The 23,702-nt window shown below is 63.2% G+C and carries 19 protein-coding genes and 1 pseudogene; 14 read left to right on the top strand and 6 right to left on the bottom strand.

What is annotated here, in order from left to right; all coding sequences use genetic code 11:
- Window positions 1–183 precede the first annotated feature (183 nt).
- The 9 genes from putP to C4Q26_RS09315 all read left to right on the top strand — a co-directional run bounded on the left by putP (window position 184) and on the right by C4Q26_RS09315 (window position 11,026).
- The gene (putP, locus tag C4Q26_RS09355; RefSeq protein ID WP_023378411.1) at window positions 184–1,662 is read left to right on the top strand and encodes a sodium/proline symporter PutP; all 1,479 of its coding nucleotides are present in this window, start codon (window positions 184–186) and stop codon (window positions 1,660–1,662) included.
- Window positions 1,663–1,815: 153 nt separating this feature from the next.
- Window positions 1,816–2,652, top strand: a complete 837-nt coding sequence (locus C4Q26_RS09350) for a 23S rRNA (adenine(2030)-N(6))-methyltransferase RlmJ (protein ID WP_023378412.1) — start codon at window positions 1,816–1,818, stop codon at window positions 2,650–2,652.
- A 229-nt stretch (window positions 2,653–2,881) separates the two neighbouring features.
- Window positions 2,882–4,639 carry a carbamoyltransferase gene (locus C4Q26_RS09345; protein WP_023378413.1) on the top strand — a complete coding sequence of 586 codons (1,758 nt, stop codon included), beginning with the start codon at window positions 2,882–2,884 and terminating at the stop codon, window positions 4,637–4,639.
- Complete coding sequence (locus C4Q26_RS09340; protein WP_023378414.1) at window positions 4,623–5,753, top strand: glycosyltransferase; 1,131 nt, start codon at window positions 4,623–4,625, stop codon at window positions 5,751–5,753. The genes C4Q26_RS09345 and C4Q26_RS09340 overlap by 17 nt, the downstream gene beginning before the upstream one ends.
- Complete coding sequence (locus C4Q26_RS09335) at window positions 5,753–6,649, top strand: antimicrobial resistance protein Mig-14 (protein ID WP_104883020.1); 897 nt, start codon at window positions 5,753–5,755, stop codon at window positions 6,647–6,649. Before C4Q26_RS09340 ends, C4Q26_RS09335 begins: the two co-directional genes overlap by 1 nt.
- On the top strand, window positions 6,646–8,049 hold the full coding sequence (locus tag C4Q26_RS09330) for a PIG-L deacetylase family protein (RefSeq protein WP_023378416.1): 1,404 nt from the start codon (window positions 6,646–6,648) through the stop codon (window positions 8,047–8,049). The genes C4Q26_RS09335 and C4Q26_RS09330 overlap by 4 nt, the downstream gene beginning before the upstream one ends.
- Before the next feature lie 46 nt (window positions 8,050–8,095).
- Window positions 8,096–9,052 carry a glycosyltransferase gene (locus C4Q26_RS09325; RefSeq protein WP_104883019.1) on the top strand — a complete coding sequence of 319 codons (957 nt, stop codon included), beginning with the start codon at window positions 8,096–8,098 and terminating at the stop codon, window positions 9,050–9,052.
- Window positions 9,053–9,116: 64 nt separating this feature from the next.
- A complete protein-coding gene (locus tag C4Q26_RS09320) occupies window positions 9,117–9,890 on the top strand; it encodes a glycosyltransferase family 2 protein (protein ID WP_104883018.1) in 774 nt (257 codons plus the stop codon).
- A gap of 44 nt (window positions 9,891–9,934) precedes the next feature.
- A complete protein-coding gene (locus tag C4Q26_RS09315) occupies window positions 9,935–11,026 on the top strand; it encodes a glycosyltransferase (protein WP_023378419.1) in 1,092 nt (363 codons plus the stop codon).
- Window positions 11,027–11,029: 3 nt separating this feature from the next.
- Here the strand turns inward: C4Q26_RS09315 and C4Q26_RS09310 are convergent, their stop codons facing one another.
- A complete protein-coding gene (locus tag C4Q26_RS09310) occupies window positions 11,030–11,635 on the bottom strand; it encodes a toluene tolerance protein (RefSeq protein ID WP_023378420.1) in 606 nt (201 codons plus the stop codon).
- A 99-nt stretch (window positions 11,636–11,734) separates the two neighbouring features.
- On the opposite strand from C4Q26_RS09310, the pseudogene C4Q26_RS09305 reads away from it, so the two are divergent.
- The 3 genes and pseudogenes from C4Q26_RS09305 to hldE all read left to right on the top strand — a co-directional run.
- Window positions 11,735–12,906 (top strand): annotated as a pseudogene (locus C4Q26_RS09305) (O-antigen ligase family protein); the annotation flags it as partial.
- An 18-nt stretch (window positions 12,907–12,924) separates the two neighbouring features.
- On the top strand, window positions 12,925–14,733 hold the full coding sequence (gene msbA / locus C4Q26_RS09300) for a lipid A export permease/ATP-binding protein MsbA (RefSeq protein ID WP_023378422.1): 1,809 nt from the start codon (window positions 12,925–12,927) through the stop codon (window positions 14,731–14,733).
- A gap of 131 nt (window positions 14,734–14,864) precedes the next feature.
- Window positions 14,865–16,286, top strand: coding sequence for a bifunctional D-glycero-beta-D-manno-heptose-7-phosphate kinase/D-glycero-beta-D-manno-heptose 1-phosphate adenylyltransferase HldE (hldE, locus tag C4Q26_RS09295; protein WP_023378423.1), 1,422 nt, complete (start codon window positions 14,865–14,867; stop codon window positions 16,284–16,286).
- A 35-nt stretch (window positions 16,287–16,321) separates the two neighbouring features.
- Here hldE and C4Q26_RS09290 read toward each other — a convergent pair whose 3' ends face one another.
- The 4 genes from C4Q26_RS09290 to C4Q26_RS09275 form a co-directional block, all read right to left on the bottom strand.
- A complete protein-coding gene (locus C4Q26_RS09290) occupies window positions 16,322–17,284 on the bottom strand; it encodes a metal ABC transporter ATPase (RefSeq protein ID WP_104882241.1) in 963 nt (320 codons plus the stop codon).
- A gap of 50 nt (window positions 17,285–17,334) precedes the next feature.
- Entirely contained in the window at window positions 17,335–18,147 is an 813-nt protein-coding gene (locus tag C4Q26_RS09285; protein WP_023378425.1) for an aldo/keto reductase, read from the bottom strand.
- Window positions 18,144–19,319, bottom strand: a complete 1,176-nt coding sequence (locus C4Q26_RS09280; RefSeq protein ID WP_104883016.1) for an FAD-binding oxidoreductase — start codon at window positions 19,317–19,319, stop codon at window positions 18,144–18,146. Before C4Q26_RS09280 ends, C4Q26_RS09285 begins: the two co-directional genes overlap by 4 nt.
- Before the next feature lie 143 nt (window positions 19,320–19,462).
- Window positions 19,463–19,795 (bottom strand): multidrug efflux SMR transporter, encoded by a 333-nt coding sequence (locus tag C4Q26_RS09275; protein WP_023378427.1) that lies wholly within the window; start codon window positions 19,793–19,795, stop codon window positions 19,463–19,465.
- Window positions 19,796–19,881: 86 nt separating this feature from the next.
- Here C4Q26_RS09275 and C4Q26_RS09270 point away from each other — a divergent pair, with 86 nt between their 5' ends.
- Both C4Q26_RS09270 and waaA read left to right on the top strand, forming a co-directional pair.
- Window positions 19,882–20,772, top strand: coding sequence for a LysR family transcriptional regulator (locus C4Q26_RS09270; RefSeq protein ID WP_023378428.1), 891 nt, complete (start codon window positions 19,882–19,884; stop codon window positions 20,770–20,772).
- 36 nt (window positions 20,773–20,808) lie between these two features.
- Window positions 20,809–22,080 (top strand): lipid IV(A) 3-deoxy-D-manno-octulosonic acid transferase, encoded by a 1,272-nt coding sequence (waaA, locus tag C4Q26_RS09265; protein ID WP_104883015.1) that lies wholly within the window; start codon window positions 20,809–20,811, stop codon window positions 22,078–22,080.
- Between the two features lie 50 nt (window positions 22,081–22,130).
- On the opposite strand, the gene C4Q26_RS09260 is transcribed toward waaA, so the two are convergent.
- Complete coding sequence (locus C4Q26_RS09260) at window positions 22,131–23,561, bottom strand: TolC family outer membrane protein (RefSeq protein WP_027907956.1); 1,431 nt, start codon at window positions 23,559–23,561, stop codon at window positions 22,131–22,133.
- Window positions 23,562–23,702 lie beyond the last annotated feature (141 nt).

Here is a 23,702-nt window from a genome sequence, read left to right as displayed (position 1 = left end):
AACGGGGTTTTTGCTCCAAAAGGGAGCAAGAAATCGGCTTTCTCTGAAAACGCTCGGGCAGGTGCAACTTGCAAGTGAAAAATGGTTGCACCCACTTTGCGTTGTTGCATAGGATTCGCCGCCTGGGTGCAACCGTCTCGCTACGGTTGCGCATGAGATAAAAACAAACGCCAGGGCACACGCATGGGCAATCCACTAACGATCACCTTCGTGATCTACATCGCGGCAATGGTGCTGATCGGCTTCGCCGCCTATCGCTCCACCAAGAACCTTTCCGACTACATCCTTGGCGGTCGTAGCCTGGGCAGCGTGGTTACCGCGCTTTCCGCCGGCGCTTCCGACATGAGCGGCTGGCTGCTGATGGGCCTGCCGGGCGCCATCTACTTCGCAGGTCTTTCCGAAGCCTGGATCGCCATTGGCCTGACCATCGGTGCCTACCTCAACTGGCTGTTCGTCGCCGGTCGTCTGCGTGTGCAGACCGAGTACAACGGCGATGCGCTGACCCTGCCGGACTATTTCTCGAGCCGGTTCGAGGACAACAGCGGTCTGCTGCGAGTCATCTCGGCCATCGTGATCCTGGTGTTCTTCACCATCTATTGCGCCTCCGGCATCGTTGCGGGCGCCCGTCTGTTCGAAAGCACCTTCGGCATGTCCTACGAGACTGCACTGTGGGCCGGTGCTGCCGCGACCATCGCCTACACCTTCGTCGGCGGCTTCCTGGCAGTGAGCTGGACCGACACCGTGCAGGCTTCGCTGATGATCTTCGCGCTGATCCTCACCCCGATCATCGTGCTGATCTCCACTGGCGGCTTCGATACCACCTTCCTGGCCATCGAGGCGCAGAACCCGGCGAACTTCGACATGTTCCGCGGTGCGACCTTCATCGGTGTCATCTCGCTGATGGGTTGGGGCCTGGGCTACTTCGGCCAGCCGCACATCCTGGCACGCTTCATGGCAGCCGATTCGGTCAAGTCCATCGCCAACGCCCGTCGCATTTCGATGACCTGGATGATCCTGTGCCTGGCCGGTACCTGCGCCGTCGGCTTCTTCGGCATCGCCTACTTCTCGGCTCACCCTGAGCTGGCAGGCCCGGTCACCGAAAACCACGAGCGCGTATTCATCGAGCTGGCCAAGATCCTGTTCAACCCTTGGATCGCCGGTGTGCTGCTGTCGGCCATTTTGGCGGCGGTGATGAGCACCCTGAGCTGCCAGCTGCTGGTGTGCTCCAGTGCGCTGACCGAAGACTTCTACAAATCGTTCCTGCGCAAGAATGCGTCCCAGAAGGAACTGGTCTGGGTCGGTCGCCTGATGGTGCTGGCCGTTGCCCTGATCGCCATCGCCATGGCGTCCAATCCGGAAAACCGCGTGCTGGGCCTGGTGGCATACGCCTGGGCAGGCTTCGGCGCCGCGTTCGGTCCGGTCGTTCTGATCTCGGTGCTGTGGAAAGGCATGACCCGTAACGGCGCGCTGGCTGGCATCGTGGTCGGTGCACTCACCGTGATCCTGTGGAAGAACTATGTAGGTCTGGGTCTGTACGAGATCATTCCAGGCTTCCTGTTCGCCACCCTCGCCATCCTGTTGGTGAGCAAGCTGGGCAGCCCGTCGAAGAGCATGGTCACTTGCTTCGAGAAGGCTGATGCCGCGTATCACGCTGGCAAGTAATGCCTGCTGACTCGGTGTAGTCCTGCGCCGCCAAGCCGGCTCCTGCGTCCCCTGCAGGAGTCGGCCTGCCGGCGAAGGCTGGCCACCGATCGGCTGCCGGGCCTGACTCCGCCCGCAAGGCAAGGTAAACTTGCCGCCCCCGCAGGAGTTGCCATGAACTATCGTCACGCCTTCCACGCCGGCAACCACGCCGACGTCCTCAAGCACATCGTGCTGACTCGCCTCATCGCCCTGATGTCGCGCAAGGAACAGCCGTTCGCCTATATCGACACCCACGCCGGCCTTGGGCTGTATGACCTGCAAGGCGACCAGGCTACCCGCACCGGCGAGTATCTCGAAGGCGTCGCCCGGCTGTGGAATCGCGATGACCTGCCGGCAGCGACCGCCGATTACCTGCGCATCATCAAACGCCTGAATGCCGATGGCGAGCTGCGTTACTACCCCGGTTCGCCTGAGCTGGCCCGGCGCCTGATGCGCCAGCAGGACCGTGCGCTGCTCAACGAGAAGCACCCTGAAGACGGTCCGCTGCTCAAGGAAAACATGAAGAAAGACCCGCGTGTGGTCGTGCACCTGGGTGAGGGTTGGCATGTGCCGCGGGCATTGCTGCCGGTACAGGAAAAGCGCGCGATCATGCTGATCGATCCGCCATTCGAGCAGGCTGACGAGCTCAAGCGTTGTACCGTGGCGATGAAAGAGGCCATCGGCCGCATGCGCCAGACCGTCGCGGCCATCTGGTACCCGATCAAGGACCAGCGCTCGCTGACCCGCTTCTATCAGGACCTGACCAGCACCGGCGCGCCGAAGCTGCTGCGGGTCGAGCTGTACGTGCATCACCAGGACAGCCCGCAGGGGCTCAACGGCTCCGGCCTGGCTATCGCCAACCCGCCATGGGGCCTGGAGGAAGAGCTCAAGGAGCTGCTGCCATGGCTGGCCAAGGAGCTGGCCCAAACCGCGGGCAGCTATCGTATGGACTGGCTGATCGCTGAATAACCGATCGGCATGTTTCACTGTGGGGGCGGCCTTGTGTCGCGAAAGGCTTGCACGACACCCCCGCCAATCCCGCGGTGAGCTCGGCGCGCGTCGGCGGCCCTTTCGCGACACAAGGCCGCCCCTACAACGACCGTGCAGGCCATGCTGTTTGCGTTATAATCCCGCCTTTTAGCCGCCACCCGCCTATGAGGCCGCTGGCGCATCTCTACCGAATGAAGAGGCTAGTCCCTTGGCATTGACGATTCTTGGCCTGTCCGGCGCCCTTAGCCATGACCCTTCCGCGGCCCTGTACATCGACGGCAAACTGATTGCCGCCGCCGAAGAAGAGCGCTTCGTGCGTGACAAGCATGCGAAGAACCGCATGCCCTACGAGTCGGCGAAGTTCTGCCTGGAGCAGGCTGGCATCAAACCGTCCGATGTGGACGTGGTGGCCATTCCGTTCGCCCCGATCAGCCTGTTCGGCAAGGCCCGCTGGCACTATGCCAAGCGCTATTGGTACGCCCCGGACCGCGCGCTCGACGCCATCCTGATGGGCAACCGTCGCTACAAGCGCTACCGCAAGAAGATCGTCTGGTGCCTGGAACAACTCGGCTTCGACCCGAAAAAGGTCAAGATCGAACCCGTCGAACACCACCTGGCGCACGCTTCCAGTGCCTACCACTGCTCGGGCTTCAAGGAAAAAACCGCGATCCTCGGCATCGACGGCAAGGGCGAGTACGCCACCACCTTCTTTGGCTACGGCGAAAACGGCAAGATCCACAAGATCAAGGAGTTCTTCGATCCGGACTCGCTGGGCGGCCTGTATGGCGCGATCACCGAGTTCCTCGGTTTCGAAATGCTCGACGGCGAGTTCAAGGTCATGGGCATGGCGCCGTACGGCGATGCCAGCAAGTACGACTTCTCCCGCCTGGCCAGCTTCGAGAATGGCGAACTGGTGATCAACACCGAGTACGCCAACGTCATCGGCCTGCGCCGCTATAAAGAGAAGGGCAAAGGCTTCTACTTCTCGCCGAAGCTCATCGAGTGGCTGGGGCCGAAGCGTGAAGGCGATATCGCCGACGAGCCGTACATTCACTACGCGGCCAGCATGCAGGCGCTGTTCGAGAAAATCGCCCTGCAGATGATCGACTACTACCTGGGCGACACCCTCAAGCAGACCGGCAAGCTCGCTTTCGCCGGCGGCTGCGCGCTGAACGTCAAGCTCAACCAGAAAATCATCGCTCGCCCCGACGTCAAGGAGCTGTTCGTCCAGCCGGCTTCCGGCGACGCCGGTACCGCCGTGGGTGCCGCAGCCTATGTTTCCCATGCCCGGGGCGTGCCGGTCGAGAAGATGGAACACGTCTACCTCGGCCCGTCCTACTCCAACGAGGACGTGATCGCCGCCTGTGCCCGTCACCCGAGCGCGCCGAAGTGGCGCAAGATCGACGACATGCCGCAGCGCATCGCCAAGATCATGGTCGACGGCAACCCGGTGGCCTGGTTCCAGGGCCGGATGGAGTTCGGTCCGCGTGCCCTGGGCGGCCGTTCCATCATCGGCTGCCCGAGCGTGCCGGGCGTGGCCGACCGCATCAACGAGCAGATCAAGTTCCGCGAACGCTGGAGACCTTTCTGCCCGTCGATGCTCGACACCGTGGCACCGCAGATGATCAAGGTCGATCACCCTGCGCCGTTCATGACCTTCACCTTCGAAGTGGCCGAAGAGTGGAAGACCCGTGTGCCGGAAGTGGTCCACGAGGACGGCACCTCCCGTGCCCAGGTGCTCAAGCGCGAGTACAACCCGCGTTACTACGACATGATGAAGGCCCTGGAAGACCTGACTGGCAACGGTGTGTCGCTGAACACCTCGTTGAACCGTCGTGGCGAACCCATGATCTGCTCGCCGACCGATGCCTTGAACATGTTCTTCGGCTCGGACCTGCAGTACCTGATCATGGAAGACATCCTGGTCGTCAAGGACGGTGCGGCCCCGTATGACCAGCCGCTCTGACCTGCGCGTCCTGCAGTTCTGCCATGGCTATGACGGGCCGTTCCTCGACTGTGCCCGTCAGTACGCCAGCCTGTTCCAGGGCACCGGCTACAAAGTCACCACGGTGTTCCTCACCGGCGCCGCCGACCCGCAGGTTGCCGCTGGCTGTGCGTCGGACGAGGTGCTGTTCCTGGAGTTCAGCTCCAAGGCCGTGCGTGGCCTGAAGCTCGGGGCTATCCGCGCATTGCGCCGGATTGCCGCCGAGCGCGAATTCAGTTTCTGCATCGCCCACCGCTTCAAGCCGATCTATATTGCGTTGCTGGGCACAGGGTTGCCGGTGATCGGCGTGCACCATGCCTTCGGTGACTATGAGCGCAAAGGTCGTCGGCTGTTCGCCAACCTGTTCAGCAAGCGCTTGAGCCTGCTCGGTGTGTCCGATGCCGTGCGTGACGACATGCGCCGTTGCTTGCCACAGTGGCCGGCTGAGCGTATCCAGACGCTCTACAACCGAATCGACATCCAAGCCTTGCAGGCCTCGCTCGTGCCCCGAGCCCAAGCCCGCGAGGCCTTGGGCCTGGATGCGCAGGCCTGGGTCGTCGGCAACGTTGGCCGGCTGCATCCAGACAAGGACCAGGCGACCTTGCTGCGAGGCTTTGCCCAGGCACTGCCAGGGCTGCCCGCCGGATCGCGGCTGGCCATACTGGGGCAAGGGCGTCTGGAGGGTAAGCTCAAGGCGCTGGCCGGCGAGTTGGGTATCGCCGGCCAGGTGGATTTCCTGGGCCAGGTGCCGAACGCTCGCTGTTATTTCCAGGCGTTCGATGTTTTTGCCCTGAGCTCTGACCACGAACCTTTCGGCATGGTCCTGCTCGAAGCCATGGTTGCCGGGGTGCCGGTGCTGGCCACGGCCTGCGGCGGTGCCCGCGAAGTGGTCGAGGGCGTGGGCGTGCTGTTCACGCTGGGCGATGCTGCGCAGCTGGCGCAGGGCCTGCAGCACATGGCGCAGCTGGATGCGCAGCAACGCCAGGCCTGCGCCGGACACATGCTTGAGCGCCTGCACGAGCGTTTCTCCGACGCGGCCGTGCGTGAGGCCTTCTGGCAGTTGCCGCAGGTGCGTGCGATGGTGGCGCAGGCGTGATGCTCAATCATATTCAAGCGTTTCGCGAGCGTGGCTGGCAGGCCATCGACGCTGCAACCTATGCCGAAGTCTGGGGGCGGTACGGGGGAAGCGTCGCGACGCATCCGCTGGTGGTCGAGCAGTTGGCCCAATTGGCGCGAATTCCCGTGCGTTACCTGGGCTGGCAGCAGGGCGGTGAGCTCAAGGCCGCCATCCCCACCTGGGGGCGACACCTGGCGCTGTCCAAGGACGTGCTCAAACGTGCCGGCAAGAAAGGCCTTTTCGACCTGGGCAATGCCGAGATCATCCTGCCTGCCGCCGCGCAGGCAGGAGCCCCGTTGCGTCATGCCGGGCGTTATTTGTCCGAGCTCAACCAGGGGCGGTTCACCGGCCTCAAGGCGCAACCAGAGCAACTGGCTATGGCGCGGGCACACGAAGACCTGTCGAAGAAATTTCGCTACAACCAGCGCCGCGAGCTGCGCCTGTTGGAAGAGGCGGGCGGTGTGGTACGCCCGATCGGCGACTTCAGCGCCAGCGACATCGCCGCCATGTACTGCGACCTGTTCCAGCGGCGCTGGGGCTTCCCGGCCACCGGTGCGGCGCACATGGCCGAGGTGCTGGAGCGTCTTCGCGAGCTGCTGATCGGCTCGGTGCTGATGCTGGATGGCAATGCTATTGCGATCCAGTTGGTGTATCGGGTCGAGGCGCCGGAGTGGGTCAGCGTCGAGTACATCAACGGCGGCGTCGATCCCGAAACCAAGGCCTTCAGCCCCGGTAGTGTGTTGAGCTTCCTCAATACCCAGGCGGCCTGGGACGACGCACAGGCGCGCAACAAGCCACTGCGTTTCTCGTTCGGGCGCGCCGACCGCGAGTACAAGGACCGCTGGTGCAACCCCGTGCCGGTGTTCCAGGTATGAGCCGCAAGCAGCAGTTGCTCAAGCGTCACCGGCGCAACAAACGCCTTGGCCTGCTGGCCAGCCTCGGGCTCTTGCTGGCCTTGGGCTGGCTGACCTGGTGGTGGCTGGCGCTGCTGCTGTTGCCTGTCCTGTGGGCGGCCCATGAGGCTTGGTTCGCCGACCACCTGTTCTATACCCCGGGGGAAGACTACGTCTATCGCTTCGGTGACCAGACCCGCGAGGCAAAGGCCAGCCTGCAAGGTGGCACGCTGCGCACCGACGCCGCACTGAATGGCGATGAAACCTTGGTGCTGCAAGTGCGCGTCAAGAGCCGCTGGCTCGGGCGCTTCCTCGACCCGCGTGTCGAACTGTTCAGCGACGGAGGGCAGGACAGCCAGGCATTCGAGCGTGGCGTCGATGGCGTGCGTTTTCTCAACCTTACCGGCCTTGCTGCCCCGCTACAGGCAGGGAAATTGCGGTTGCGCGGACGTTGCTGCCGGCTGCAGGGCGAGCCACGGCTGTGGATAACCCCCAGCGTCGAGCTGCAGCGTCGCCGGGTGATGGTCATCGCTCCCCACGCCGATGACGCCGAGCTGGCGGCCTATGGACTCTACAGCCAGGCTGACGAAACCTGGGTGGTGACGCTGACTGCAGGCGAGATCGAAGCCGAGCATTACCAGCGGATGGGAATGAGCGGTGCCGAGGCGGCGCGGTTGAAGGGTCGCCTGCGCGCCTGGGACAGCATTGCCGTACCGCGTTGGGCCGGCGTTCCGGAGTCTCGCTGCGTCCAGCTGGGTTATTTCTGCCTGCAATTGCCCGCCATGCAGGCCGCGCCCGACCAGCCAGCTGTTTCCCGTGAAGCCGAGATGGTCGATATTCGCCCGTTTCGCCAGTTCAACCCGTTCCCTTTGCCGGCCGACAGCGATGGCCGGCCGACCTGGAACAACCTGCTGGCCGACCTGCGTGCCCTGTTGGAGCTGGCCAGGCCCGAGGTGCTGGTGATGCCGCATCCGCAACTCGACCCTCATCCAGACCATATCTGTGCCCAGGCTGCTGTGCTGGAGGCCCTGCAGGGCCTGGCGTGGCAACCGCAGACCCTGCTGTGCTACGCCAACCATCTGCACGACAACGACCGCTGGCCGATGGGGGACAGTGGCGATGGCGTAGCCTTGCCGCCGCAGCTGAGCGCCGACCAAGCCTGGGCGCCTTGCAGCCTGGTGCTGGACGTGGCAACTCAGCGCGACAAGGCGATGGCCCTGGGCATGATGCACGACCTGCAACCGCCCGCGCCGTTCAAGCGACGTGTGCGTCGGCTGCTGCAGCGCTGGCTGGCCGGGCGCCGTCCATCGCCCTACGGGGAGAACGAATTCTTCCGTAAGGCCGTGCGCCGGCATGAACTGTTCTGGCGGCGTGAGCTGTAACACGCCTCCGGTTGACCGAGTTGGCGCCGAGCGCCCAAGGAATGCAATGAAAGTCCTATTTCTGGTGCAGAAGGAACAACGGGCGATTCTCGACCGCCTGTACGATGGCGTCGCGGCCAACTGCGAGTGCGACCTGCGCTGGCTGAGCAGCGAGGAGCAACGCAACCTGCGCCGTTACTTCAAGCGTGAAGTGGATGTCGAGCGCTACGACCGGATTCTGTTCTTCCTGCGTTTCAAGCAGGAGATCCGCCAGGTGGCATTCATCCGCAGCGTACCGAACCTGGTCATCCTCGAACACGATGCCTACCAGAACTACATCCCCTGCAAGTACACCGGCAAGTTCAGCGCGCACTACCGCAAGCTGCCGTGGGCGCGGGTGATCAGTTCGGGCTACATGGTCAGCGAACGCCTGCGCCAGGAGGGTTTCGACGCGGTGTTCGTGCCCAAGGGCTATGATGAGCAACTGCTGGCCGACCAGGGGCGCGAGCGCGATATCGAACTCGCGTTCGTCGGCAGCACCAAAAGCGTGGCCTACAGTGGCCGCAAGGCCCTGCTGGACGAACTGGGACGGGTCGAAAACCTGGTGGTGACCCGCACCAAGTCGGGTGAGGACTACTGCAACACGCTCAATCGCATCCGCTTCTTCGTCAGCGCCGATGTCGGCATGGGCGAGTACATGATCAAGAATTTCGAGGCCATGGCCTGCGGCTGCGTGCTGCTGGCCTATGATCAGGGCGAGGCGGAGAACCGCGCCCTGGGACTTGAGGACATGCACAACGTAGTCCTTTACGACAGCATTCCAATGCTGCAGGAAAAACTTCGTATACTGCGTGCAGACCCTTCTCTGGCTCAGCGGATTGCAGAAAATGGACGACGTTTGTCCGTATCCCGTTTCAGCTTCGCGGAAGTAGGTCGTAGCATCGTCGAACACATGCGCCCTGCGCTGAGGCCTCATCCCCCGCTGACGTTCTTGCAGCGGCTTCGTCTCAAGCTCGGCATCTGACCAGCAGGCGTTTCGCTCGCCAGGGACGGTGAGCAGCGGTTGAAAGCATTGCGGAGGGAATCCGGTGCGCTTTTCCGTTGATAGTGACATCACGCTCGTCGTGACCAGTTGTGGACGGTTCGATCTGCTCAGGCAGACCCTGGACAGTTTCGACCGTTGCAACACAGCACCCATTCGCGAGGTCTTCATCACCGAGGACTCAGGCGACGACGCCGTGCACGCCTGCGTGCCCGAGCACTGGAAGCCCCACTGCCAGGTGTTCGTCAATCGGCCCAAGCTCGGTCAGTTGGCCTCGATCGACCTGGCCTACCGTCACGTCAAGACACCCTACATCTTCCACTGCGAGGATGACTGGAAGTTCTACCGGCAAGGTTTCGTCGAGGACTCCCATGCCATTCTGGAGGCCAGTCCGGGCCTTTTGCAGGTCTGGCTTCGCAGTTACGCGCACGATCTGGCGATTCACAGCCCCTACATTCACCTGGGTGAGCGCCAGGTGATTGCCGGCGTGCCCTGTTATCCGTTGCTTTCCGACAAGGCCGACTGGCAGGCGTTTTCCCTCAATCCTGGCCTGCGACGGCTGAGCGATTATCAGCGGCTTGCACCATTTGCCGCCTATGCTGGGGAGAAGGCGCTTTCCCGACGTTACGCCGAGTTGAACCTGGCCGCCGTGACTCTTGAGGGCGATGCGGTCTTGCACACCGGCTTCGGCATGCATGTGACCTTGCCCGGAGAAGACCGGCGCAAGGCCAGGCGGCGCAAGCGTGATCGGGTGAAGCTGGCATTGACGCTGCTGATAGGCGCGCTGCTTGGTATGGGAATTACCCTGTTCGTTCACTGAGATCGCAGTCCCACCTGGTTCGAGCGGGAGGGGAGCGTTATGCCATGAACATCGTCAACATGATGTGGTCGGGTGGTTCGCGGTACATCTCCATCCACAAGGTGCATTGTCAGGTGCTTGCCTGCATTGGCACCGATGCGCGCATCAGCAACTGGTTGTTGCTGGGCAGCGGCGTGTGCCATGCACTCGGACCGACCCAGGAGTGGCATCTGCCACCGAGGGCCCTGAAGGGCCGCCACCTCTGGCGCCTGCTGCGCCCGTGGCTGCGCAGGCGCCTGCGCAAGGCGCTGGTCGAGGCCCGGGCCGAAGTGCTGCTGCTCGACGGCGTGGGTGTTGCCCGTCTGGTCCTGCCGCTATTGCGACAGGTGCCAGAACTACGGGCCAATGTGTTGTTCCATGGCGGAACCCGGCTAAGCGCCGCCGACATTCGCCTGCTGCGTGAACAGCCCTCCGACCGCCTGAATCTTGCGGCGGTTTCGCAAACCCTTGCCCAATCCCTGTCGCACGACCTGGGCAAGCCGGTCAGGACGCTGCGTATCGCGCTCGACCCGAAGGCTGTTGCCGAGTCGTCGCTCAACGCGGCGCAAGCCCGACATACCCTGAAGCTGCTGCCGCCGCCAAACCTGGTCTTTGGGGCCGTGGGCCGCCTGGTGGAGGGGAAGGGGTTCGAGATGCTGATCGAGGCCTTCGCCAAGGCCGCCTCCCGGCAAGCGCACCTACACTTGGCGATCCTCGGCGATGGGCCGCTGCACGCCACCCTGCAGGCGCGAATCGAGGCGTTGGGCTTGGCCGAGCGCATACACTTGCGCGGTCATCGAGAGGACGTGCAGCAGCTGTACCGCGCATTCGACTGGGTGTTGATCCCTTCGCGCTCGGAAGGTTTGGGGCTGGTGGTGCAGGAAGCGGTGCTGGCCGGTGTGCCTGTGATTTGCAGCGACCTGCCGGTATTTCGCGAGCAGTTGCAGGACGCCGGCTGCTATTTACCTGTGGGCGACGCTTGCGAGTGGGCGGTGGCGATAGAGCGCTGCATCACGCTCGACCCTGCCTCCATGGCTGCTCGGCAGCGCCAGGTGCTGGCGCCGGAACAGGCATGGCAGATGTTTCAGGAAAGCTCGGCGAGCCTTCTGCGTGGCTGACCCTCAGCGGGCCAGCAGACTGGCTTCGAATTCGGCGAGCGGGAAGCGATCGCCCAGTTTCTCTCGTTCGATATAGCGCACCATGTGCTGGACGTTGCGTCGGATCATCCGCGCCGACAGCGGTGGGCGCAGGAAGCGCATGTCCGCCACGTCGATCAGCCCCAGGCGCTGGTCGGGGGTAACGACCACGTTGCCCAGGTGCAGCGAGCGGAAGTAGATGCCAGAGCGGTGCAAGTGGCGAATCAGCGTGATCAGTTCTGGCAGGTAGGTGTCCCAGCTGAAGCCTTCGTCGCGCGACATCTGCAACAATGTCCGGCCTGGCAGCGGGCGGTACAGCACCGCCGTCCTGCCCGGCAGGTCGAGCTTGTGCTGACTGATGACCTCCAGTGTCGGAATACCCAACTGCGCCAGGCGTGCGGCGTTGTCGACGAAGCGCTGGGAGTAGGGGCGCAGCAGCGCAGATGAAATCAGACGCTTGCGGCGGAAAACCTTGAGGAAATTGCCATCCTTGAGCAGATAGACTTTGGCTCCATGGCTGTCTGCCTCGAGCACCTGGGCGCCGAGTGTCAGCTGATCGAATTCGACCTGGGTGAGCCGGGAGCTATGCATGAGTAGGGCCTTGCCGTCTGGCGAACAAAATGACCGGCAATAATGCCGAAAATAACGCGTGAGCACCATGTCGGTGTCGGTGATTCACAGGGAGCGCAGATGTTGCATCAGAAAAGCTGGGCGCAGGTCTGGTTGGGTTTCGGTCTGGTCTGGTTCATGGCGGCAATCGCACTGGCACCCAGCAACAAGGTCTACCAGCAGGGTTTGATCCTGTTCCTTTGGTTGCCGACCCTGATCATGGCATGGCCTGCCCGACAGGTGCTGGCCGAGGCCTTTCGGCGTCAGCCCGTATTGTGGTGCAGCGTGCTGTTGCTGCTGGCCTGGAGCGCCATCAGCCTGGCCTGGTCAGCGAACCCTCAAGTGCTGCGTGAAAGCAAGCGCCTGCTGTATGTCCTGGTGTTCCTGCTGGCGTTCCCCTTGCTGGCGCAGGCTGGCGAGCCCAGGCTGCGGCGCTTGCTGCAGGCCGGTGGGCTGTTGCTGGCGGTCGCGGCGCTGGTATCGATGATCAACTTCTACGGGGTGCATGGGCTCGCGCTGCGGTCCAGGCTGCAAGGCATCGGCGAGATTTCGCACCCCATCCTGGGTGCCTATGTCATTGGCGCTGGATTGCTGGTGTTGTTGTACGAGGTTCCGCTTCATCGTGGCCTGCAGTTGGCCTGGCTGCTGGCTTTGCTACTGCTGGGGGCATTCGTCGCGTTCAGTCAGAGCCGTGGGGCGATCCTGTCGCTGGTCTTTACCGTGGTGGTTGCGCCGCTGTGGTTCCGTGACCGGTACAGCCGCCTGGTGGCGGCTTTGGCACTGCTGGCCAGTGGCATGGCGTTGTTCTTCATGTACGACCTGCTCACCCTGCGCGGTGCGTCCTATCGGCCCGAGATTTTCCAGGTGGCGTTGCAGATGATCGCCCAGCATCCATGGACCGGCGTGGGGCTGGGGGGTGATTACAACGTGTTTGCAGCGGGCAGGCGCTTCGACCACACCCATAACATGTTCACCCATGTGGCCCTTGAACTGGGGGTACCGGGGATGTTGCTGTGGATTGCCGTGTGGCTGTCGGCCCTGCGGGAAATCCTGCGTGCCCGGAGCAGCCTGTTCGGCAAGGTGTTGCTCGGCCTTTGGCTATTCTCCACGCTGGCCATGCAATTCGATGCCGCCAGTCTTACCGCTACGCCCCGTGCAGAGTGGTTCATCAGCTGGCTGCCCGTGGGTTTGGCCATGTTGTTACCCTGGGGAGTGCCGAAAATGACGCCTGTGGTAAAATTCGTCGTTCAACCTCAACAGCGAGCTCAATGATGGCCGAAACACCGCGACCTGCGGAGCATACCTCCAGCCTGAAGATCTATTTCCGGCTGCTGAGCTACGTGAAACCTTACGTCGGCATTTTCCTGCTGAGTATCGTGGGTTTCGTCATATTCGCCTCGACCCAGCCAATGTTGGCCGGGATCCTCAAGTATTTCGTCGACGGCCTGAGCAACCCGGAAGCGGTGTTGTTCCCCAATGTACCTTACCTGCGCGACCTGCAATTGCTGCAGGCAGTCCCCTTGCTGATCATTTTGATCGCCGCGTGGCAGGGGCTGGGGTCCTTCCTCGGCAACTACTTCCTGGCCAAGGTTTCCCTGTGCCTGGTGCACGATCTGCGCGTCGAGCTGTTCAACAAGTTGCTGGTGTTGCCTAACCGTTACTTCGACAACCACAACTCGGGGCACCTGATTTCGCGCATCACCTTCAACGTGACCATGGTCACCGGCGCGGCAACCGATGCGATCAAGGTGGTCATCCGTGAAGGCCTTACCGTGGTGTTCCTGTTCGCCTACCTGCTGTGGATGAACTGGCACCTGACCCTGGTGATGGTCGCCATCCTGCCAGTGATCGCGGTCATGGTGAGCGTGGCCAGCAAGAAATTCCGCAAGCAGAGCAAGAAGATCCAGGTGGCCATGGGCGATGTGACCCATGTTGCCTCCGAGACCATCCAGGGCTACCGCGTGGTGCGCAGCTTCGGCGGCGAGGCCTACGAAGAGCGCCGCTTCGGTCGTGCCAGCCAGAGCAACACCGACAAGCAGCTGCGCATGACCAAGACTGGCGCGTTGTACACGCCCATGTTGCAGCTGGTGATCTACACCGCCATGGCTGCCCTGATGTTCCTGGTCCTGTTCCTGCGTGGCGAGTCCACCGCCGGTGACCTGGTGGCTTACATCACCGCGGCAGGCCTGCTGCCCAAGCCGATCCGTCAGCTTTCCGAAGTCAGCTCGACCATCCAGAAAGGCCTCGCAGGTGCGGAAAGCATCTTCGAGCAGCTCGACGAAGAGCCGGAAGTCGACACGGGCACGGTCGAGAAGGCGCGTGTGGACGGCCGTCTTGAAGTTCGGAACCTGAGCTTCACCTATCCAGGGACCGACCGCGAAGTGCTCAGCGACATCAGCTTTGTCGCAGAACCTGGGCAGATGATCGCTCTGGTAGGGCGTTCGGGTAGCGGCAAGTCGACCCTGGCGGCGCTGATTCCGCGCTTCTATCACCATGACAAGGGGCAGATCCTGCTCGATGGCGTGGAGATCGAGAACTACCGCTTGCGCAATCTGCGTCGCCATGTGTCTCAGGTGAACCAGCACGTGACCCTGTTCAACGACACCGTGGCCAACAACATTGCCTACGGCGACCTGGCCGGGGCTCCGCGCGCGGATATCGAAGCCGCAGCCGCCGATGCCTATGCCAAGGAGTTCATCGACCAGCTGCCCAAGGGCTTCGACACCGAGGTCGGCGAGAACGGCGTGCTGTTGTCCGGCGGCCAGCGCCAGCGCCTGGCCATTGCTCGTGCGCTGCTCAAGAACGCGCCATTGCTCATTCTCGATGAGGCGACTTCGGCGCTGGATACCGAGTCCGAACGGCATATCCAGGCGGCACTGGACCATGTGATGCAAGGTCGTACCACGCTGGTGATCGCCCACCGATTGTCTACCATCGAAAAGGCAGACCAGATTCTGGTGATGGACCAGGGGCGTTTGGTGGAGCGCGGCACCCATGCCGAGCTGCTCGCAGCCAATGGCTATTATGCCCGCTTGCACGCCATGGGCCTGGACGAGCCCGAAAAGGCCGACATCACCTGAAACACCCTGTGTCGGGGCCCTTGTGGCCCCGATTGTCACCGGAATTTTCCAGGGCCTGATCTGGCCGTAAAGCCGTCGTCCACCCTGTGCTAATATCCTGCCCCTGTTCATTTTTTCATTTTGGGTTGCCCATGAAGTTGTCCATGCCGCGTTTCGATCAAGCCCCGGTACTGGTGGTCGGCGATGTCATGCTTGACCGCTACTGGCATGGCGGTACTTCGCGTATCTCGCCGGAAGCGCCAGTGCCGGTGGTCAAGGTCGATCAGATCGAGGATCGTCCCGGCGGTGCGGCCAACGTTGCCTTGAACATCGCGGCGCTCGGCGCGCCTGCGTTGCTGGTCGGTGTCACCGGCCAGGACGAGGCCGCCGACAGCCTGGCCAACAGCCTGCATGCCGCTGGCGTGCGTTCGGTGTTCCAGCGCATTGCGCACCAGCCGACCATCGTCAAGCTTCGGGTCATGAGCCGTCACCAGCAGCTGCTGCGTATCGACTTCGAAGAACCCTTCGCCACCGACCCGCTGTCGCTGGGCGCTGAGGTCGACAACCTGCTCGAAGGCGTCAAGGTGTTGGTGCTATCCGACTACGGCAAAGGCGCTTTGCGCAATCACCAAAGCCTGATCCAGGCGGCGCGGGCCAAAGGCATTCCGGTGCTGGCCGACCCCAAGGGCAAGGACTTTTCCATCTACCGTGGCGCGAGCCTGATTACCCCGAACCTCAGCGAGTTCGAAACCATCGTCGGCCGCTGCGCCGATGAGACCGAACTGGTCGCCAAAGGGCTGCAACTGTTGCAGGACCTGGACCTGGGAGCACTGCTGGTGACCCGTGGCGAGCACGGCATGACCTTGCTGCGTGCGGGTCAGCCAGCCCTTCACCTGCCCGCGCGTGCCCGTGAAGTGTTCGATGTCACCGGTGCCGGCGACACCGTGATTTCCACCCTGGCGGCCGCCATCGCTGCTGGCGAGGACCTGCCCCACGCGGTGGCGCTGGCCAACCTGGCGGCCGGTATCGTGGTCGGCAAGCTGGGTACTGCGGCCATCAGCGCGCCTGAATTGCGCCGGGCGATTCAGCGCGAGGAGGGCTCCGAGCGCGGTGTGCTGGGCCTGGAGCAGTTGTTGCTGGCTATCGACGATGCCCGCGCGCACAAAGAGAAGATCGTCTTCACCAACGGTTGCTTCGACATCCTGCATGCCGGCCATGTCACCTACCTGGAGCAGGCAAGGGCCCAGGGCGATCGCCTGATCGTCGCGGTCAATGACGATGCTTCGGTCAGCCGTCTGAAAGGCCCTGGGCGGCCGATCAATAGCGTCGACCGGCGCATGGCCGTGCTGGCAGGCCTGGGTGCGGTGGACTGGGTGATCAGCTTCCCTGAGAGTACGCCGGAGAACCTGCTGAGCCAGGTCAAGCCGGATGTGCTGGTCAAAGGCGGTGACTACGGCATCGACCAGGTAGTGGGCGCTGATATCGTCAAGGCTTACGGCGGTACCGTGAAGGTGCTGGGGCTGGTCGAGAACAGCTCGACCACGGCGATCGTCGAGAAAATCCGCAAGCACTGAAATAGGTTAGAGGGGCCGCTTCGCGGCCCCACGCGTTACTTGTGCAACGAGGTTCGCGCCCGCGCCAGCAACGCCCGTGCCTTTTCACCGAACCGGCGCAAGTGCGAGCCGGTATTGCTATCGGCCAACCCCTGCTGTTTCAGCCAATCCTTCCAGCGTATCCGCTCTTCCTTGACGACCCATCCTGTCTGGTTGGCGAAACTCTCCGCCAGGTAAAGCCCTCGTGTGCTGGCCGGCACCAGTTCGTCTTTCTTCAGGGTGTACAGCTCGGCCAGCGGTTGGCCGTCTTTCAGGGGCATCAGGTACAGGTCAGGCCGTTTGCGGTTGAGTCGCGCCACCAGCTGGTCACCCTCCAGCCGCTCATCGACGTGAAACAGGCTGAGTTTCTTGGCGTCCCGGGGTACCTGCAGGCGCATGTCGTAGATCAACTGCAACGAGGCGGTGGGCAAATGCACATAGGCCCTGGGCCGCTCCAGTAGCATCAGGTTGCCGCAATGCACAGGGCGAGCGGCGCCGGATTCCGGTGTGAGGATGAAGGGCAAGGTTTCACGATAATGCAAGGCAGCGGCATAGGGCGCGGGTAGCCAGGTGTCGTTGAAGCGTCCCCCCAGCCAGCCTTCCGGGGTTTCCAGCAAGCATTCCTCGGCCACCTCCTGCACTGCCGTGTGCAGGGGCAGGTTGAGCTCTTGTGCGGGGACATATCCGGATATCAGTTTCAGCACCACATCGCCCCGGTCCTGGCGGCGCTGGCGCACCAGCACCCAGTAGTCGCGGTGCTGCCAGTGCAGGGTCAGGCGTACCGAGACGCCCAGGTTGGCTAGCTCGACCACGAAACGCTGGTTGTCCGGCAGCTCGATGGCCTTGCGCCGCTGCTGGGTCTGAGCGAAGTTCAGCGGCATGCCGATGCTCTGGTAGATCAGGCCTTCGGGCGTCGCTTCGACATGCAGGGGCAGTGTCTTGAAGTTGCTTGGGTTCTTGCGAATCAGCGTACGCGGCACGAGGCTCCTCCTTGCGTCGGATCAGTCTCCAGACCTTGGGCCCAGACGGCTCAGTGCTGGCTCAGGATGCGGGCGACAGTGGCCACGTTGTGGGCCAGATGCAACGGATTGATGGTGCCGACGATAGCACTGCTCACACCAGGGTGGGAGAACAGCAGCTCGAAGCTGGCTTGCACCGGGTCGACACCAGGGGCCAGGCAGATGTGCCCGCTGGCCAGGGCCTTCTTCACCAGAATGGCTTTGCCATGTTCGGCAGCGTAGTCGAGGACCGGGCGCTCTGCCTGCTCGTTGAGGTTGTAGGTGACCATGGCGCAATCGCCGGTCTCCAGCGCCTTCAGGCCGCCGGCGACCGTCTTGCCGGAAAAGCCGAAGCCCAGGATCTTGCCCTCTTGCTTGAGCTCGGCAAGGGTCTGATAGACCTCCTGCTGCTCGAGAATGGCCAGGTCATTGCCGTCCGAGTGCACCAGCACCAGTTCGATGCGGTCGGTTTCCAGGCGGCGCAGGCTGCGCTCAACCGAGCGGCGGGTATGGGCGGCGCTGAAATCGAAGTGCGACTGGCCGTTCTCGAATTCCTCGCCGACCTTGCTGACGATCACCCATTGCTCGCGCTGGCCGCGCAGCAGTGGGCCCAGACGTTCTTCGCTGCGGCCATAGGCCGGTGCGGTGTCGATCAGGTTGATACCCAGCTCGCGGGCCTGGGCCAGCAGCAGGCGTGCTTCGTCATCGTCTGGAATGGTGAAGCCGTTCGGGTATTTGACGCCCTGGTCGCGGCCGAGCTTGACCGTTCCCAGGCCCAAGGGCGACACCTTGAAGCCGGTGCTGCCCAGCGGGCGGTGAATGTCGTGCAGGGTAGGCAGGGTCATGGCAGCAGTTGCTCCCAGGCCGGTACGCCCAGCACCGGGCGCGGAAGGTTATCGAGGGCGGGTTGAGCGCTTGGGCGAATGCCATCGCGATCGAGACTTGCCAGTACCCGATCACTGAAGTCGGGGGCCAATGCCAGTTTGGTCGGCCAGCCCACCAGCAGACGCTGCTGGTCGGCCAGGAAGGCATTGTCCGGGCGTACCAGGCCAGATTGCGCGGGTTCGGCGCGATCCACACGCAAGGTCGCCCATTTCAGTAGCGTCTGGTCTACCCATGGCAGCAGGTGTGCGATTTCCTTTTGCGCCGCGGCGATCTGCGCGGCTGGGTCGCGGGCTACGCCATCGGCTTCGGCCAGGTCGCCACCCATGTACCACACCCACTGGCCATCGGCTGCCGGGTGAGTGGTGATCGTCACCCGTGGCTTCGGGCCGCCGCCCAGGCAGTGGGCGTAGAGGGGTTTGAGGTTCGGCCCTTTGGCCATGACCATGTGCAGCGGCCGCAACTGCATCGCTGGCTGGTTGAGGCCGAGGGCCTGCAACAGCGCCTCGGTACCGCCACCTGCACTGAGGACGATGCGCTGGGCGCGGATTTCACGGCCATCGACGCGCAAGCCGACCAGCGCTTGGCCTTCACGCAAGGGTTCGATCTGCTCGCCCGCCAGCAGACTGTCACCGGCCAGCTCGGCCAGGTTGGCAAGCAGGCTGGGGACGTCGATCACCAGTTCGGCCAGGCGATAGACCTTGCCCTTGAACGCGGGGTCTTGAAGGGCAGGCGGCAGTTGCTCGCCCTTGACTTGGTCTACCCGGCCACGCACTGCCTTGCTGGCGAAAAAGCTGGTGAGGTTGCCGGCCAGGGTGCCGGGGGACCACAGGTAGTGCGCATCGGACAGCAGGCGGGTCTTGTCCAGCGCCAGCTCGCCGGTGCCGGCCAAGGCTTCGCGCCAACGTCGCGGCATGTCGGCGATGGCTTCCGAGGCGCCGGTCAGGGCGCCGTGCAGGGCGTACTTGGTGCCGCCATGGATGATGCCTTGCGATTTGATGGTCTGCTCACCGCCCAGGCTGGCACGCTCCACCAGCACTGTCGAATAGCCCAGTCTGCGCAGACGAGCATTGAGCCAGAGGCCTGCGACCCCGGCGCCGACGATCAGTACGTCAGTGGAAATGGCAGATGGCATGGCGGTACCTCGGAGACTGGGACAGCTGGCAAGTATACAGGCTTACCTTGTCATGACCCTATCGCTGCGCTATCCGCCTCCTTCAACGACCGCGCCGGCCGCCTAGCCGCCGGCTTGCCGGGGAGGCCGAACACCCAGGCGACTCAGTGTCCGGCAGTCTTCGAAAACAGCTGGATCACTACCACGCCCCCGACGATCATCGCCATCCCCAGCATTGCCGGTACATCCAGCTTCTGCCCGTAGATCACCAGCGCTGCCACGCTGATCAGCACGATGCCCAGCCCAGACCAGATCGCGTAGGCAATGCCCACCGGTATGCTGCGCACCACCAGGGTCAGCATCCAGAAGGCGATGGCGTAGCCACACACCATCAGCAACAGCGGCAGCGGCGTGCTCAAGCCCTTGACCGCTTTCATGGAGGCGGTGGCGATGACTTCGGCGCAGATGGCGATGGCCAGGTAGGTGTAGGCATTCATGGTGGTTTCCTCCGGTTTCTGCCGGGCATTTTAGGCATGTGCTGGATGGGGTAAAGTCATTACCTATCAGTATTGGAGATAGGTTGATGGCAGAGCAGTGGAATCTCGAGCAACTGCGCGTGTTCGTGCGTGTCGCCGAACTGCGGTCCTTTTCCGCGGTGGCCCGGGAGCAGCGCCGGGCGCAGTCGGCGGTCAGCAGTGCCATCGCAATGCTCGAAACGGACTTGGGTGTGACCTTGTTCGAGCGCAGCAGCGGTCGTCAGCCCAAGTTGACGGAAAACGGCGTGGCCTTGCTGGAGGATGCCCGCGAGCTGTTGCGCCAGTGCGAGCGCCTGGACGGCCGTGCGCTGGCGTTGATGCGTGGGCAGGAGGCGCTGTTGCGGGTTGCTCAGGACGAGGCCATGCCCTATCAGCCGGTGATCGACAGCCTTGACGAGTTGGCCAGCCGTTTTCCCTTCCTGGAAGTGCAGTTGGCCAGCGGCGCCCAAGGGGATGTGGCACGCAAGCTGGTGGAACGGCGCGCCGACCTGGGGTTGTTCTTCCATCACGAAAGCATCCCCAGTTCGCTGGAGCGGCGCGCCCTGGGCAGCGTGGAAATGGTCACTGTCTGCGCGGTCGGGCATCCGCTCGCCAAGGAGCTACGGGTCACCCGCCAGCAATTGGCGCGGCATCGACAGTTGTTGATCACCCCCCAGCAGAGCGGCTACCCGGGTGGCGAAGCGATCAGTCCGCAGATCTGGCGTGCGGACAGCTTCTATGCCATGGCCGAACTGCTGATGCGCGGCCTCGGCTGGGCCTGGTTGCCACGGCATGTGGTGCAGTATCCGACCTATCAGACACAGATGGTCGAGTTGGACAGCGAATGGCGGCCACCTGCTTTGGTGGCGGAGCTTGCCTGGCGGCGCGACGAGCCCTTGGGACCGGCGGCGCAATGGCTGGCCGAGCGCTTCGCGGTGCACCTGCGCGCGATCGGCTAGCCATTTTCCAGATGGTTCCTAGTACACTTCGCCACCATGAACAGAACCCTTTATTCCTTGTTGTTTCACCTGGGCCTGCCGCTGGTCGCGCTACGCCTGTTCCTGCGTGCCCGCAAGGCGCCGGCCTACGGCCAGCGCATCGCTGAGCGCTTTGCCCTGAACCTTCCGGCCATGCGCCAAGGGGGGATCTGGGTGCATGCGGTGTCGGTAGGCGAGAGCATTGCCGCCGCACCCATGGTTCGCGCCCTGCTCAAGGCCTACCCGGACCTGCCGATCACCCTCACCTGCATGACCCCGACTGGATCGGAGCGCATCCGCGCGATGTTCGGCGACGAGCCGCGCATCCAGCATTGCTACCTGCCCTATGACCTGCCGTGGGCGGCGGGGCGCTTTCTGGACCATGTGCGTCCACGTCTGGGCATCATCATGGAAACCGAACTTTGGCCCAATCACATTCACCAGTGCGCCAAGCGCGGCATTCCCGTGGCCTTGGCCAATGCACGGCTATCCGAACGGTCGGCCCGTGGCTACGCACGGTTTGCTGGCCTGACCCGGCCGATGCTCACCGAGATGAACCTCATCGCGGTGCAAACCGAAACCGAAGCCCAGCGATTCCGTGACCTGGGCGCACGGCCTGAATGCGTGAAGGTGACCGGCTCGATCAAGTTCGACTTGAAGATCGACGAGCAACTGCAGCCTCGGGCGCAGGCATTGCGCGGGCAGTGGGGGGCCGACCAGCGCCCGGTGTGGATCGCCGCCAGTACCCACGAAGGCGAAGACGCCCTGATCTTGCAGGCGCACCGCCAGTTGCTGCAGGTACATGGCGACGCGCTGCTGATTCTGGTGCCTCGCCACCCTGAGCGCTTCAATGCCGTGCATGCCCTGTGCCGTGAGCAGTTAACTACTGTGCGCCGCTCCTCGGGTGGTGCCGTCGACAGCCAGACCCAGGTGCTGCTGGGCGACACCATGGGTGAGTTGCTGTTCCTCTATGCGCTGGCCGATATCGCCTTCGTCGGCGGCAGTCTTGTCGCCACCGGCGGTCATAACCCGTTAGAGCCAGCGGCGCTGTCGTTGCCGGTGATCATGGGCCCGCATGTGTTCAACTTCCTCGAGATCAGCGCGATGTTGCGAGACGCAGGGGCGTTGCAGCAGGTGGATGATGTCGAAGGGCTGGCGGCGGCAGTACGTCGGCTGGTCGAGCTGCCTCAGGATGCCCAGCGCATGGGGGCGGCGGGCAAGCAGGTGATGTTGGCGAACCAGGGGGCGTTGCAGCGGTTGCTGGATGGGCTTGGGGCGTTGATTGGCTGAAATCCGAGCAGGCATCATCGCCGGCACGCCGGCGATGATGCAGCACCGACCTACGGCCTGCGCTCGAAATTCTTCGCCGCCGCCGCTGCCAAATCCGGTGGCAGGAAGTCCTTGTCCGGGTTGTAGTCTGGCTTCAGATACCGCTTGAGGTCCTGCAGGTCCTGCGGGCTCAAGGTTCCGGCAGCCTGTTTCAGGCTCAGGTTGTCGAGAATGTAGTCATACCGGCTGTTGTTGTAGTCGCGCACCGAGGTATACAGCTGGCGCTGGGCGTCGAGCACGTCGACGATGTTGCGGGTACCGACCTGGTAGCCGATCTCGGTGGCTTCGAGCGCGCTCTGGTTGGAAATGATCGACTGCTTGCGCGCCTGGACCTGTTCCACGTCGGTGTTGACCGCGCGGTGCAGGTTACGGGTGTTTTCCACCACTTGGCGGCGCAGGCTTTCGCGCTGCTGCTCGCTCTGGCTCAGGCGCTGGTAGGCCTCGCGTACCTGTGAGCTGGTCAGACCGCCGCTGTAGATCGGGATGTTCAGTTGCAGGCCGATGCTGGTTTGCTCAACGTCGCCGGCATAGCGCACGTTTGGCTGCGGGTTGCTGAATCCGAGGCTGTCGTTATCGCCTTTCTGGTAGCGAGCTACCGCATCGACCGTGGGCGCATGGCCGGCCTTGCGCTGGCGCAAGGTCTCTTCAGCTGCGGTGACGGCATAGTTGGTGGCCAGAAGGTTGAGGTTCTGGCGAGCAGCGGTTTCGACCCAGGCCTTGGCATCATTGGGCGTGGGCACCTGCACCGGCAGGGTGTGGACCACGCCCTGGATCGAGGCGTATTCGCGATTGGTCAGGGTCACCAGGGCCTCGAAGGCATCCTGGACCTGGCGTTCGGCAATGATCCGGTTGGCCCGGGCAGTGTCGTAGCTGGCTTGCGATTGCAGGACGTCGGTCTTGTCGGAGAGGCCCACGTCGAAACGTTCGTTGGACTGATCCAGCTGGCGCTTGAACGCCGCCTCCTCGGCCTTGGTGGCAGCCAGGTTGTCTTGGGCGCGGAGTACGGCGAAATAGTTCTGCGCGGTTTGCAGGATCAGGTTCTGCTCGGTGGCCGACAGCTCAAGCGCCGCCTGTTCATTGACAGACTCGGCTGCCTTCAACTGGAACCAGCGGTCGGCGCGGAAAATCGGTTGCGAGAGGGTCGCGCTCCACGAATTGCCGCTGCGGTTGGAGGTGATCGATGGCTCATCGAACTTGGTGCGGGTGTTCATCATTTCGGCACCTGCCGACAGGTTCGGCAGCAACCCGGCCCTGGCCTGGGGCACCACCTCGCGACGGGCGCCGTAGTCGGCGCGGGCCGCAGCCAGGTCGGCGTTGTTATCGACCGCTTCCTGGTAGACGCTGACCAGATCGGTCTTTACCGTTGCGGGCACATCCGCTGCCCAGACCACTCCGTTGGACGCACAAGACACGGCTATCGCCAGTGAGAGTTTGCGCAGCATAGAGGCAATCCTTGTACGAAATTTAATTACTGAACTGTTGAGTATCGAAAGACCGGCCAGTGTAGTGCCATGTGCAGCTGGCAACAATCGTCGACGGTGCCTTTCATCATCCGTGCGTTTTAGTCGCTTGGCTTTGCCGAC

The sequence above is a fragment of the Pseudomonas sp. SWI44 genome (assembly GCF_002947915.1).
GTDB lineage: Bacteria > Pseudomonadota > Gammaproteobacteria > Pseudomonadales > Pseudomonadaceae > Aquipseudomonas > Aquipseudomonas taiwanensis.
This window is presented reverse-complemented; position numbering and strand designations above follow the sequence as displayed.

What these genes read in the sequence shown, in the direction of transcription:
- putP (WP_023378411.1), top strand. Translation starts at nt 184, where the DNA reads ATGGGCAATCCACTAACGATCACCTTCGTGATCTACATCGCGGCAATG.
- C4Q26_RS09350 (WP_023378412.1), top strand. Translation starts at nt 1,816, where the DNA reads ATGAACTATCGTCACGCCTTCCACGCCGGCAACCACGCCGACGTCCTC.
- C4Q26_RS09340 (WP_023378414.1), top strand. Translation starts at nt 4,623, where the DNA reads ATGACCAGCCGCTCTGACCTGCGCGTCCTGCAGTTCTGCCATGGCTAT.
- C4Q26_RS09335 (WP_104883020.1), top strand. Translation starts at nt 5,753, where the DNA reads ATGCTCAATCATATTCAAGCGTTTCGCGAGCGTGGCTGGCAGGCCATC.
- C4Q26_RS09330 (WP_023378416.1), top strand. Translation starts at nt 6,646, where the DNA reads ATGAGCCGCAAGCAGCAGTTGCTCAAGCGTCACCGGCGCAACAAACGC.
- C4Q26_RS09325 (WP_104883019.1), top strand. Translation starts at nt 8,096, where the DNA reads ATGAAAGTCCTATTTCTGGTGCAGAAGGAACAACGGGCGATTCTCGAC.
- C4Q26_RS09315 (WP_023378419.1), top strand. Translation starts at nt 9,935, where the DNA reads ATGAACATCGTCAACATGATGTGGTCGGGTGGTTCGCGGTACATCTCC.
- C4Q26_RS09310 (WP_023378420.1), bottom strand. Translation starts at nt 11,635, where the DNA reads ATGCATAGCTCCCGGCTCACCCAGGTCGAATTCGATCAGCTGACACTC.
- msbA (WP_023378422.1), top strand. Translation starts at nt 12,925, where the DNA reads ATGGCCGAAACACCGCGACCTGCGGAGCATACCTCCAGCCTGAAGATC.
- hldE (WP_023378423.1), top strand. Translation starts at nt 14,865, where the DNA reads ATGAAGTTGTCCATGCCGCGTTTCGATCAAGCCCCGGTACTGGTGGTC.
- C4Q26_RS09285 (WP_023378425.1), bottom strand. Translation starts at nt 18,147, where the DNA reads ATGACCCTGCCTACCCTGCACGACATTCACCGCCCGCTGGGCAGCACC.
- C4Q26_RS09280 (WP_104883016.1), bottom strand. Translation starts at nt 19,319, where the DNA reads ATGCCATCTGCCATTTCCACTGACGTACTGATCGTCGGCGCCGGGGTC.
- C4Q26_RS09275 (WP_023378427.1), bottom strand. Translation starts at nt 19,795, where the DNA reads ATGAATGCCTACACCTACCTGGCCATCGCCATCTGCGCCGAAGTCATC.
- C4Q26_RS09270 (WP_023378428.1), top strand. Translation starts at nt 19,882, where the DNA reads ATGGCAGAGCAGTGGAATCTCGAGCAACTGCGCGTGTTCGTGCGTGTC.
- waaA (WP_104883015.1), top strand. Translation starts at nt 20,809, where the DNA reads ATGAACAGAACCCTTTATTCCTTGTTGTTTCACCTGGGCCTGCCGCTG.
- C4Q26_RS09260 (WP_027907956.1), bottom strand. Translation starts at nt 23,561, where the DNA reads ATGCTGCGCAAACTCTCACTGGCGATAGCCGTGTCTTGTGCGTCCAAC.